A 12,571-nucleotide genomic window follows, 5' to 3' on the forward strand; every position below is an offset into this window, starting at 1 on the left:
CCTTTACTGTTACCATATGATGCCGGGGCGCTGAGTGAGCAAGTCTGTCTGTTCTAAATACGCTTACTGGTATTCAAAACCTTCATATACGTCGTTAAAATAATCCTTGGTGCCTGCGATTCTTCCATTCTGGATATAGACTCTCGGCACTCTCTTTCCAATATCGCAGATGATCTCATAGTGGAAGCCTCCAAAGCAGGCGGCCATCTCCTCTACCGTAATCTCATCCTCTCCGTCTTTCCCAATGAGAGTCACCTCATCATCCTCCTCTGCTTCCGGGATATCCGTCACATCCACCATAAACTGATCCATGCAGATCCGTCCCAGAATCTTGGCACGCTTTCCCCGAATCAGCACAGATCCCCGGTTGGAAAGGCCGCGGTTATAGCCGTCCGCATATCCGGTCGGGATCGTCGCCACCCGCATGGCGTGTTCTGATACAAAGGTACTTCCATAACTTACCGGCGTTCCCGGAGCAATCTCCTTGATATAGGTGATAAAGCTCTTGATCTCCATGGCCGGCGTAAGCTTCACCCGGTTTCTGTCCACCTCGTCAGAAGGATACAGACCATAGATGCAGATGCCCGCCCGAACCATATCCATCTGATTAGAGTCCAGATTTTCCACAATGCCCGCGCTGTTGGAGCAGTGACGTACAGGAATCGTAACCCCGTATTCCTTCAGATAGCTCAAAAACTCCTGATATCTCTCAAACTGCGTCTGGTAAAAGGATTTATCCGCTTCATCCGCCCTTGCAAAATGGGTAAAAAGGCCTTCAAGCTCTATTCCGTAAAGCGCAGCCATCTGCGCCGCTTCCTTTGCGCTCTCCCTATCCGGCTGCATCCCGATCCGGCTCATTCCCGTATCCAGCGCCAGATGGATCTTTGCTTTTTTACCCTGCTCTGCAGCCAGTTCTGACAATTCTTTTGCCTCCTTCAGACGAAACATCGCCGGTTGGATGTCGTACCGCAGAAGGTCCTCAAACCGCTGGCTGTGGGTCACTCCCAGAATCAGAATCGGCTTTTTTATACCATGGCGGCGCAGGCTGATGCCCTCGTCAATGTTTGATACCGCATATCCCTCCACATACGGATCCATGGCCCGTGCCACCGGAACAGCCCCATGACCGTATCCGTCCGCCTTTACGACCCCCATAATGCCTGTGGTTGCGGGAAGCGCCTCCCGCATGGATTTCATATTAGAAACAACGGCGTCTAAATCCACCGTTGCGTAAACTCTGTTATAAGGTCTCATTCTGTCTTGTTTCCTCCTTTGGTCCCGGCCATAACGGTTCCTGCCGCTTTGGCAAGCTCTGTGGCCAGGAGACTGTGGAGCCCGTTTTTAGAAACTTCCTCCCCAGCCAGCCCGTGAATATAAACGCCCAGATAAGCCGCCTCTTCCTCCTCTAAGCCCAGGGCCATCAGACCTGCCAGTATGCCTGTAAGCACATCTCCTGAACCGGCTTTAGCCATGGCGCTGGTTCCGCTGGTATTGATGTATAATGCGCCCTCACGGCCTGCCGTTACCGTGGCCGCGTCCTTTAACACGCAGGTAATGCCATAGTGAGTAGCATAGGAAAAGGCCGCCCCGAAAAGATCCGCCTGGATCTCTTCTGTCTTCTGTCCCGTCAGTCGCGCCATCTCGCCCAGATGAGGCGTAATGACAATATTTTCCGTATAGTAAGAAGTAAGGTACGGGTGAGACGCAATGGTATTTAAACCGTCCGCGTCAATGATCACCGGCACAAAGGCGCTTGTGAGAATGTCCTCCACCAGATATTCCACATAAGGTTCATTTCCAAGCCCCGGCCCCAGCACCACCACATCGGCCCACTTCATCTGTTCCTCAATCATTTCCTTAAAATCTTCCCGGCCGCCCAACAGCTGCTCCGGCGTATAGGAAGCGATGATGGCCTCCGGCAGAAGCGTCTGTAAAACAGCCCGGTTTTCCTCCACAGTCAGGATCTTTACAAGACCCGCCCCGCTTCGGTAAGCGCCCAGAGCGCTGAGATACGCGGCCCCGCTCATATTTTTAGAGCCGGCGGCAATGAGGACACGGCCAAAAGTGCCCTTGTTGGAATAGGCCTTCCGCTCCGGCACCCGCATCAGATCCGCCTTCTCACAGGCATAGGCAATGGAAATAGGCTCCTCTTCCTCCGGTTCGGCCTGCAGGGCCTCCTTGGGAAAGCCAATATCTGCCACCGTGACGGTTCCTGCAAAGGATCTGCCGGGATAGACAGCGGTTCCCATTTTTTCCCATCCAAAGGTTACAGTCTCATCGGCCTGAAGGGCAATTTCCATAACAGCTCCTGTGCCGGAGTGAATACCGGAAGGGATATCAATGGCAATGCACCAGGGCTTTGAGGACGTGGTGGGATATTTCCCATATATACCAGTGCCCTGGGGAACCGATTCGGATGACGGCCCTTCCTGGATCCCGTTCTTCCCCGTCAGAATCTCCCCCGCCAATTCCATGCAGCGCTTATACTCTCCTTCGATCTCCCGGCTCAGTCCCACACCGAACAGTCCGTCCAGCAGCACCTGACAGCCTCCCGGCTCCTCTTTCATCCGTTCCCACGTTTTCACAGATATCCCAAGCCTTCGGGCGATGGACAGCTGGAGCTGTAACTCCTGCGTCCCCTTTTCTTCCCTGCCGGCCATAAAAATCGTTGTCCTATAGCCCTTTAAATGCAGCATCCGGGCCGCAGCCACTCCGTCCGCCCCGTTATTTCCCGCACCGCAAAGAGCCCAGATATGACAACCCGGGCCAAATGCATCAGCCGCCTTTTCTGCCCGGAGAGCCACCGCAAGAGCCGCCCGCTCCATCAACACTACAGAGGGAATCCCGATCTGTTCGATGGCATAAGCGTCGGCTGCCTTCATTTTTCTGCCTGATAAAAGAGTTTTCATTCTCCATTCTCCTTTCTGGCGGGCGGCTCTCCCTCACCCACCGCAAACGCCATGGCAAAATCAGCCGTGTTGGAAATGGATACCTGTATCTGCGTCAGTCCCATTTCCTCAAACCGTTTTTGTGCACCTCCATAAAGGTTCACATAGGGCTTTCCAAGGCTGTCTCTCAAAACCTCGATATCCCCTGGCATAAAGCTGCGAAAACCGGTTCCAAGCACCTTGGCCACCGCTTCCTTTACAGCAAAAGAGCCGGCCAGCTTAGAGGCAGACCCCTTCGCTTGCCGGCTTTCCGTCTCTGTAAACACACGCGACACGAAGCGGCCCTGGCTGCAGGCCTTCTCCATGCGCTTTATCTCAATCAGATCGGTTCCAACTCCCAGTATCATCTTACTTACCGCGTTCCTTCTTTTTGTCATGATCCTGCATACTGCACACCCGGTACGACAGCCGCATCAGGCTCTCCGACAGATGGACATTCTCCACCACCACATCCTCCGGCACGACCAGATCTGTATGGGCAAAGTTCCAGATTGCCTTGATTCCTGCATTTACCAGGCGGTCTGCGATCTCCGCCGCTTTCGTCTTTGGTATGGTAAGCGCAGCGATCTGGATCTCCTGCTCCTTAATAAAGCCTTCCAGATCATCCACCGAGCGGATCTCAATGCCGCGGATCACCAGACCGATCAGCTTGGGATTGATATCAAACATCCCCTTAATCACAAAGCCCCTGCGCTCAAAATTCGTATAATTAGCAATGGCCTGTCCCAGATTGCCCGCCCCGATGATGATCAGGTTATGCTGCTGATCAATCCCCAGAATCTTTGCAATCTCGGAATAAAGATACTTCACGTTGTATCCATAACCCTGCTGTCCAAAACCGCCGAAGTTGTTCAGATCCTGACGGATCTGGGAAGCTGTCACCTTCATACGGTTGCTCAGCTCATTGGAGGAAATGCGCTCCACTCCCTCTTCGATCAGTTCTCCCAGATAGCGGTAATAGCGGGGCAGTCTTGAAATCACCGCTTTCGATATTTCCTTGCGTTCCATCCTGTGCCACCCTCTCTTTGTTCATTCAGTCTAATGCTTTCTATTATAAGCGGACGTTAAAAAAATGTCAAATCACTTTTCAGGATGTTCTTGAAAAAAATATAGTCCTATATTATACTGAGGGTATTGTTTATATATTTTCTTAAAGGAGTTTTACAAATGATCCTCTCATGCAGCAGTATCAGCAGGTCCTTTGGGGACAATCACATCCTCAAACGGGTCTCTTTTCATATAGAAGAACACGAAAAAGCCGCCATCGTAGGCATCAACGGAGCCGGCAAGTCCACCCTTTTAAAAATCATCATCGGCCAGCTGGCGCCGGATGAAGGCACGGTAACATGGGCCAAGGGCGCAGCTGTCGGCTATCTGGCCCAGCATCAGGACCTGGATGGGACTGAAACCATATACGACACCCTTTTAGAGGTAAAACGTCCCATTCTGGAGATGGAGGAACGTCTGCGCCGCCTGGAGCTTGAGATGAATACCGCCTCCGGGGAGGAATTAGAGTCCAGGCTTTCTGAATACAGCCGCTTAAACCACACCTTTGAACTGGAAAACGGCTATGCCTGCCGCAGTGAGATTACCGGCGTATTAAAGGGCCTGGGCTTTTCAGAGGAAGAATTTTCCAAACCCATCCACGCGCTCTCCGGCGGCCAGAAAACACGGGTATCCTTAGGCAAGCTTCTTCTTACAAAGCCGGATATCCTTCTGTTGGACGAGCCCACCAACCACCTGGATATGGAGTCCATCGCGTGGCTGGAAACCTATTTAAAAGGCTACCCCGGCAGCGTAATTATCGTAGCACATGACCGGTATTTTCTGGACCGTGTAGTAACCAAGGTCATTGAACTGGACAACGGAACAGCCACCGTATTTTCGGGCAATTATTCTGCCTACAGCGACAAAAAGGCCATGCTCCGGGACGCCCAGATCCGGGCCTACCTAAACCAGCAGCAGGAGATCCGCCATCAGGAGGCGGTCATTGCCAAGTTAAAATCCTTTAACCGGGAAAAATCCATCCGCCGCGCCGAGAGCCGGGAAAAGATGCTGGATAAGATCGAGCGGCTGGAAAAGCCGGCAGAGGTAAACGATTCCATGGATATCCGCCTGGAGCCGGACGTAGTCAGCGGGAATGATGTCCTCACCGTTACCGGCCTGAGCAAAGCCTTTGACGCCCGTCCTCTGTTTACAGACGGCAATTTTGAGATCAAGCGCGGAGAGCGGATCGCAATCATCGGCAACAACGGCACCGGAAAGACCACCCTCCTGAAAATCATCAACGGCCTGATCCCCGCAGACAGCGGCGAGATCCGCTTAGGTTCCAAGGTCCATATTGGCTATTACGATCAGGAGCATCAGGTTCTTCACATGGACAAGACTTTGTTTCAGGAGATCCAGGATACCTACCCCCATATGAACAATACCCAGATCCGCAATACGCTGGCCTCCTTTCTCTTTACCGGAGATGATGTATTTAAGCTGATCCGTGATTTAAGCGGCGGCGAACGGGGCCGCGTATCCCTTGCAAAGCTCATGCTTTCTGACGCCAATTTCCTGCTGCTGGATGAGCCTACGAATCATCTGGACATCACCTCCAAGGAGATTTTGGAAAGTGCCCTAAACCGGTATACAGGAACCGTGCTGTACGTGTCCCACGACCGTTACTTTATCAACCGCACGGCCACCCGGATCCTGGATCTGACGGGACAGGCTTTTGTAAATTACATTGGAAATTACGATTATTACCTGGAAAAAAAGGATGTGGTAGAGGCGGCGTTCTTCTCTGTTTCTCCAAACAAAGCCTCCTTTCCCCCTGTCTCAGAAGCGGCCATATCCGATGCCGGCGCCAAGCTGGACTGGAAAGCTCAGAAGGAGGAGCAGGCCAGAATACGCAAACGCCAGAATGAATTAAAAAAGACAGAAGAAGCCATTCATCAGCTGGAAAGCAGAGACAGCGAGATCAATGAGCTTCTGGCCCAGGAAACGGTCTATACAGATGTGGCGCGTCTGATGGAACTGAACAAAGAAAAGGAATCCATCAGTCAGAAGCTGGAAGAACTCTACGAAGCGTGGGAGGCGCTGGCAGAAGAATGAAACTGAAACGTATCCTTGCCATTTTCGGCGCAGTGGTCTTAGCCGGCCTCGTGCTTGCCGCCTTTATCCTGGCCATTGCGGGAGCTCCGGCCAATATACTGATGGCTGTGATCTTCTCCATCTTATTTCTCTCCGTACTCTTTTATGCCATGAACCTGATGGCAAGAGTGCTGCGGCCGGAGGACAAAAGTGATGACAGTTAAAAAGAACCCCAGACATACGGAGCCTTCGATCCGTTGTCTGGGGTTCTTCTGTTTCGCCTTTTATACGGCGCAGACTGTTATTTTCTGAGAATGATATCCTCACGTCCTGGGCCATTGGAAACCATGGTAATAGGAGCTTCGATCTCCTTCTCAACAAACTCAATGTACTTACGGCAGTTCTCTGGAAGATCCTCGTACTTCTTGATGCCGCGGATATCACACTTCCAGCCTGGAAGTCTGGTAAGAACGGGCTTTGCCTTCTCCAGCTTTGCGGTCGTGGGGAATTCCCTTGTAACTTCGCCGTCAATCTCATAGCCGATGCATACAGGAATCTCATCCAGATAGCCCAGTACATCTAATACCGTGAAGGCAACCTCAGTGGTTCCCTGAATACGGCAGCCGTATCTGGTAGCTACTGCGTCAAACCAGCCCACTCTTCTTGGGCGTCCTGTGGTAGCACCGTACTCGCCACCGTCACCGCCGCGGCGTCTTAATTCATCTGCCTCATCTCCGAAGATCTCACTGACAAAAGCGCCTGCTCCCACTGCACTGGAGTATGCCTTTACAACAGTCGTGATATTCTTGATCTCATAAGGCGCAATGCCTGCTCCGATGGCGCCGTAGGCTGCCAGTGTAGAGGAAGATGTAACCATAGGATAAATACCATGATCCGGATCCTTTAATGAGCCTAACTGCCCTTCTAACAGGATATTCTTTCCCTCTTTGATGGCATTGTGCAGATAAGAAGAAACATCGCATACATAGGGCGCGATCATATCGCGGTAGCCTGTCAGTTCCTCAAAAAGCTCCTTGGGATCCAGGAGCGGCTTATGGTACAGATGCTCTAAGAGTACATTCTTGATCTCGCATACTCTCTCACATTTCTCCTTCAGCAGCTCCTCATCAAAAAGTTCGCTTACCTGAAAACCGATCTTTGCGTATTTATCGGAATAGAATGGGGCGATGCCTGACTTGGTGGAGCCAAAGGACTTTCCTGCCAGACGCGCCTCCTCATAGGTATCAAACAGTACATGGTAAGGCATCAGAATCTGCGCTCTGTCAGAAACCAGGATGTGCGGCTTTGGCACCCCTCTGTCTACCAGGGACTGGATCTCCTTTACCAGATAAGGGATATTTAATGCTACGCCGTTTCCGATGATGCTGGTAGTGTGCTGATAGAATACGCCGGAAGGCAGAAGATGAAGGGCAAATTTGCCATAATCATTGATAATGGTGTGTCCTGCATTGCTGCCGCCCTGGAAACGGATGATAATGTCAGACTCCTTGGCCAGCATATCTGTGATCTTGCCTTTTCCCTCGTCTCCCCAGTTAGCACCTACGATCGCTCTAACCATACGTTAAATCCTCCTTGGGGCTATTACCCCATTTGTAATGTCCCGCCTTTGGCCTGCGGGTTCTCTCTGTTTCGTTCCTTTGTGCCCGAAAACGGCTTTTATGACGCCTCTCTCGGTACTCTCTTACGGGATATGGCAGTCAAACAGACCTGCCCTGTCCTTTTCTACTCTACTACAAGTTCCGGCATAAGTAAAGCGATTATTTATTATGTATGGCATAAGCGAGCCTTATGTTTCTTTCCTCTCCTTTGCTTCTTCTGTCAAAAGAGCCAAAAGACTTCTTCCCGCCATGGAAATCAGTCCTGATTCCCCGGTGACAACGCAGATATGGCGCAGCGGCATCTTCTCATGAAAGGTCAGTTTAAATACCTCCCCCCGCTCCATAGCCTCTCCGGCAAATTCCTCCATCACACAGCCGATTCCCATATTCCGCCGGGCAAACTGGACAATCATATCGCTGGTGGCAAGTTCAAACTCCGGCTTTAATTCAATCCCCTTTTCCAAAAGAAACCCATCCATAAACGCGCGGGTGCTGGTGTTTTTCTCCAGAAAAATACAGGGCAGACCGCAGAGGGCGCTGTAATTCAGAGGCCTCCCCTTCAGCTGCTCAAAGCTGTTTCCGGCAATGAATACATTACGGATGGGCTTTACCAGCGTTTTTTGGATACCGCTCTTGCAGGAAAACGGGGTAGTCACCACACCAAAGTCGATTTTTCCCTCTTCCAGACTTCGAATGGTTTCCGGCGTAGGGGCATTGGTCACTGTTACCTTGATCTTTGGGTATTGCCTGTGGAACTGCTCCAGAAACGGAAGCAAAAAGAACTGCAGCGTCATATCGCTGGCTCCGATGCGCACCTCTCCCATATCCATATCCAGCATCCTCTTTAACATCCGTCCGCCCTCTAAAAGCTGCTCCACGCCCACTTTTACATAGCGAAACAGCAGCTCTCCCTCTCTCGTCAGCTGTACGCCCTTGGAGGTTCTGAAAAAAAGCCGGGCTCCCGCCTCCTTTTCCAGCTGGCGCACTGCCTGGCTGACTGCCGGCTGAGAGATGCACAGCTTCTGGGCCGCTGCCGTAAGACTCCCCTCCAGGCATACATAATAGAACACTTTATAGTATTCCAGATTGATATTCATGGGTTTTCAGGCCTTTCTATGTGCAGCCTCATCCTTTAAAGTGAGCAGGCCGCCGTTTGATACAGATACTGTACCATACCCATCCCCCTTTTGTCAAAACCTGCTGTCGGCTGCTTCAGATCCGCAGAGCAGAAAAAAACGGCCGTCCACCCTTACACAGGGCAGCCGACCGTTTTTGCAGACTCTGAAACCTTCCGCGCATATTTTACACGCTGATCTCAGCAGTCATGCCAAGAACCTCTTTATTCGCCTCAAGCACGGGACGGATCACTTCGTTTAAAAATTCCTCTACCTGTTCAGGTGCACGTCCCACATACCGTGAAGGCTCCATGGCCTTTTTAAGCTCCTCCAGGGATAAGCCAAAGGCACTGTCAGCCGCGATCAGTTCCAGAAGATTATTCTCTCCGCCGTTTTCCTTTACGTTCTTTCCAGCCTCCATGGACAGCTGACGGATACGTTCATGCAGTTCCTGTCGGTCTCCTCCTGCCTTTACGGCATCCATCATGATATTTTCCGTAGCCATAAAAGGAAGTTCTGCCATCAGATGTTTCTCAATTACCTTTGGATACACTACCAGGCCGTCCACTACATTCAAATACAGATCCAGAATACCGTCTACCGCAAGAAAGCCTTCAGGAATAGAAAGGCGCTTGTTGGCCGAATCATCCAGAGTACGCTCAAACCACTGGGTCGACGCCACCAGCATGGGATTCATCATATCGCTCATCACGTAGTTTGCCAGGGACGCAATGCGCTCGCTGCGCATGGGATTTCTCTTGTATGCCATGGCTGAGGAACCGATCTGATGTTTTTCAAATGGTTCTTCCACCTCTTTTAAATGCTGCAGCAGACGGATATCGTTGGAGAATTTATGAGCGCTCTGGGCAATGCCAGCCAGTACGCCAAGCACCCGGCTGTCCACCTTTCTGGAATAGGTCTGGCCGGACACGGGATAGCAGCCCTCAAAGCCCATCTTCTCAGCAATCTGCTGATCCAGTCTGCGGCAGCGCTCATGGTCGCCGTCAAAGAGCTCTAAAAAGCTGGCCTGCGTACCGGTAGTTCCCTTTGATCCAAGAAGGCGCATGGAGCCGATCAGATAATCCAGATCATCCAGATCCAGCTTTAACTCCATCATCCAGAGAGCGGCTCTCTTTCCTACGGTAGTAGGCTGGGCCGGCTGGAAATGGGTAAACGCCAGAGTCGGCTGATCCTTGTGGGCATCTGCAAACTTTGCCAGTTCTGCCAGCACATTCAGAACCTTTCTGCGGACTAATTTTAACGCCTCGGTCATAATGATCACATCCGTGTTGTCTCCCACATAGCAGGAGGTTGCTCCCAGATGGATGATCCCCTTAGCCCCAGGACACTGCACGCCGTATGCGTATACATGGCTCATGACATCATGGCGCACCTCTTTTTCCCGGGCCTTCGCCACATCGTAGTTGATCTCATCCGCATGGGCCTTCAGCTCATCGATCTGTTCCTGAGTGATGCCCAGTCCCAGCTCCTTTTCTGTCTCAGCCAGGGCAATCCACAGCCGTCTCCAGGTCTTAAATTTCATATCCGGAGAGAAGATATACTGCATCTCCTTACTGGCGTAACGCTCAGAAAGCGGGCTTACATACTTATCATGATCACTCATGTCTAATCCTCCATATCTTTGTTTTTATATCATTAGTATACCATGTCCCATACAGCTTTTAAAGCTTATTTTTCGTAGGCTCCGCGGATGTCCTCGGAAGGCGGCTCAATGGGGTATTTTCCGTCAAAGCAGGCAGCGCAGATGGGGCGTCCTCCCGCCATGGCCGCCAGGCGGTCCTGTCCCAGGAAAGAAAGACTGTCTGCCCCGATGATCTGCCGGATCTCCTCTACCGTCCGTCCGTGGGCAATCAGCTGATCCTCCGTCGGGATATCTGTCCCAAAATAACAGGGATGCAGAAACGGCGGAGCGCTGATGCGCACATGAACCTCCCTGGCTCCCGCATCCCGCAGCATACCCACGATCAGGGCGCTGGTGGTGCCGCGGACAATGGAATCATCAATCATAATCACACGTTTTCCATCCACCGCCTCTTTGAGCACATTTAACTTGATCCGCACCGCCGACTCCCTGCTGCTCTGCTTGGGCTTAATAAAGGTTCGGCCTACATAGGAATTTTTTACAAATGCCGTTCCATAGGAAATGCCGGATTCCATGGCATATCCCAGAGCCGCCGCATTGCCCGACTCAGGAACTCCCACCACCAGATCCGCCTCCACCGGCGAATCCATTGCCAGAAAGCGGCCCGCCTGGATCCTTGCGTGATATACGCTCACCCCGTCAAAAACACTGTCCGGCCTTGCAAAATAGATATACTCAAAAATACATCTGGCCTCTTTTAAAGGATCCTTTAAGCACATTTCCCGATTGGACGCAATCCCATCCTTTGTGATGGTAACGATCTCTCCTGGCTCCACATCCCGGACAAATTCTGCGCCGATGGTTTCCAGTGCGCAGGTCTCCGAAGCCAGTATGTAGGCCTTATCCCGCTTTCCGATGCAAAGGGGCTTAAATCCAAAGGGATCCCTTGCTCCGATCAGCTTCCTGGGGCTCATGATTACCAGAGAATAAGCGCCCTCCAGTTTCTTCATGGCGGCCGCCACCGCCTCCTCTACCGTAGGCACCTGAACTCTGGCCCGTGCGATATGATAGGCAATGACCTCCGAATCAATGGTGGTCTGGAAAATAGCCCCGGTATATTCCAGTTCATGGCGCAGCTTGGGCGCGTTTACCAGATTTCCATTGTGGGCCAGTCCCAGAGTGCCTTTTACATAGTTAAGAACCAGCGGCTGGGCATTTTCCCTGGTGCTGCTCCCTGCTGTGGAGTATCTCACATGGCCCACCCCGATGTTGCCATGAAGCTGCTCTAAAACCTCTGGTGTAAATACTTCGTTGCACAGGCCCATCCCCTTGTGGACACTTACCTTTCCCTTGGGTCCGTCGGTATCGCTGACTGCGATGCCGCAGCTTTCCTGTCCCCTGTGCTGCAGGGCAAAAAGCCCGTAGTAGATTGTTGATGCCACATCATTCCCCTCAAAATCATAGATCCCGAAAACTCCGCACTCTTCGCGCAGTTTTTCCTCCCCAATACCAAAGTCCATGAGATTCTGGTTCATACGGATCTTCCTTTCTTATCTTGTGGGTCTTTTACCAGCCGCGGACAGGGAAACACACGCCTGATCCGCCGGTGTTATAAGCTGCCGCTATAAAAGGGCATTGTTTCAGAAGAAATTATAATACAAACTTTTTTTGAATACAAGAATTGCTGTCATTAAAATTGCTAATGAATCCCCAGGGAGGCCTCTAATCATTGAAACGTCTCCTCTTTGGAAGGCTTCTGACGGATACGGAAAAATACAAGACGGCCCTCTCTTAAAAACAGGGACACTCCTTCTTCCACCCGTTCTGAAGCTTCCCCTTTTTCTCTGCCCGTCCTGTTAATCGGCTGAATACAGATCATCCCCTCTCCCAGCCAGCCCCATTTCTCAAACCATTCCTGGTTCCACCCGCCAAACGCACGCCATCTCTTCTCAAAATCTGCCTGATCCGCCGCCCCGGTGCACAAAACGAGGACCAGAACGCTTAAAAGAACAGATTGATATCTGCTTTTCCATTTTTTCCCTGGCCGGTTGCGCCGGATGCTCTTTTGTTTCCTGCGCCTTAAGTGCCTCCACTGTTTCACCGCCTTCCTTCGCCGTCTCTTTAAATATTTCTTTCGTTTCTTTTCCTTCATGGGCTCCTTTCCCACGCACTCCTGACTGCATTATAGACACTTTTTTCCCTTCC

The 12,571-nt window shown here is 51.5% G+C and carries 11 protein-coding genes; 2 read left to right on the top strand and 9 right to left on the bottom strand.

Translation table 11 applies throughout. From position 1 onward, the window contains the following. Positions 1-63 precede the first annotated feature (63 nt). The 4 genes from alr to HW447_RS01810 are packed head-to-tail and all read right to left on the bottom strand — an operon-like array spanning position 64 to position 3,956. Positions 64-1,254, bottom strand: coding sequence for an alanine racemase (gene alr / locus HW447_RS01795; RefSeq protein ID WP_176253598.1), 1,191 nt, complete (start codon positions 1,252-1,254; stop codon positions 64-66). Beyond that, on the bottom strand, positions 1,251-2,909 hold the full coding sequence (locus HW447_RS01800) for an NAD(P)H-hydrate dehydratase (RefSeq protein WP_176253599.1): 1,659 nt from the start codon (positions 2,907-2,909) through the stop codon (positions 1,251-1,253). Before HW447_RS01800 ends, alr begins: the two co-directional genes overlap by 4 nt. After that, the gene (gene acpS, locus HW447_RS01805) at positions 2,906-3,295 is read right to left on the bottom strand and encodes a holo-ACP synthase (RefSeq protein WP_176253600.1); all 390 of its coding nucleotides are present in this window, start codon (positions 3,293-3,295) and stop codon (positions 2,906-2,908) included. Before acpS ends, HW447_RS01800 begins: the two co-directional genes overlap by 4 nt. A 1-nt stretch (position 3,296) precedes the next feature. Next, positions 3,297-3,956: a redox-sensing transcriptional repressor Rex gene (locus HW447_RS01810; RefSeq protein WP_176253601.1), complete on the bottom strand. Its 660-nt coding sequence runs from the start codon at positions 3,954-3,956 to the stop codon at positions 3,297-3,299. A gap of 159 nt (positions 3,957-4,115) precedes the next feature. On the opposite strand from HW447_RS01810, the gene abc-f reads away from it, so the two are divergent. Continuing rightward, positions 4,116-6,050 carry a ribosomal protection-like ABC-F family protein gene (gene abc-f, locus HW447_RS01815; RefSeq protein WP_176253602.1) on the top strand — a complete coding sequence of 645 codons (1,935 nt, stop codon included), beginning with the start codon at positions 4,116-4,118 and terminating at the stop codon, positions 6,048-6,050. Next, complete coding sequence (locus HW447_RS01820) at positions 6,047-6,253, top strand: hypothetical protein (protein WP_176253603.1); 207 nt, start codon at positions 6,047-6,049, stop codon at positions 6,251-6,253. The genes abc-f and HW447_RS01820 overlap by 4 nt, the downstream gene beginning before the upstream one ends. A gap of 77 nt (positions 6,254-6,330) precedes the next feature. Here HW447_RS01820 and HW447_RS01825 read toward each other — a convergent pair whose 3' ends face one another. The 5 genes from HW447_RS01825 to HW447_RS01845 form a co-directional block, all read right to left on the bottom strand. Beyond that, on the bottom strand, positions 6,331-7,608 hold the full coding sequence (locus HW447_RS01825; protein WP_176253604.1) for an adenylosuccinate synthase: 1,278 nt from the start codon (positions 7,606-7,608) through the stop codon (positions 6,331-6,333). Positions 7,609-7,836: 228 nt separating this feature from the next. After that, positions 7,837-8,745: a LysR family transcriptional regulator gene (locus HW447_RS01830; protein ID WP_176253605.1), complete on the bottom strand. Its 909-nt coding sequence runs from the start codon at positions 8,743-8,745 to the stop codon at positions 7,837-7,839. A 205-nt stretch (positions 8,746-8,950) separates the two neighbouring features. Continuing rightward, positions 8,951-10,387 (bottom strand): adenylosuccinate lyase, encoded by a 1,437-nt coding sequence (gene purB, locus HW447_RS01835; RefSeq protein WP_176253606.1) that lies wholly within the window; start codon positions 10,385-10,387, stop codon positions 8,951-8,953. A gap of 65 nt (positions 10,388-10,452) precedes the next feature. Continuing rightward, on the bottom strand, positions 10,453-11,901 hold the full coding sequence (gene purF, locus HW447_RS01840) for an amidophosphoribosyltransferase (protein WP_176253607.1): 1,449 nt from the start codon (positions 11,899-11,901) through the stop codon (positions 10,453-10,455). 191 nt (positions 11,902-12,092) lie between these two features. Further along, a complete protein-coding gene (locus HW447_RS01845; protein WP_176253608.1) occupies positions 12,093-12,518 on the bottom strand; it encodes a hypothetical protein in 426 nt (141 codons plus the stop codon). Between the last annotated feature and the right edge of the window lie 53 nt (positions 12,519-12,571).

This window comes from Enterocloster alcoholdehydrogenati, assembly GCF_013282095.1.
GTDB lineage: Bacteria > Bacillota > Clostridia > Lachnospirales > Lachnospiraceae > Enterocloster > Enterocloster alcoholdehydrogenati.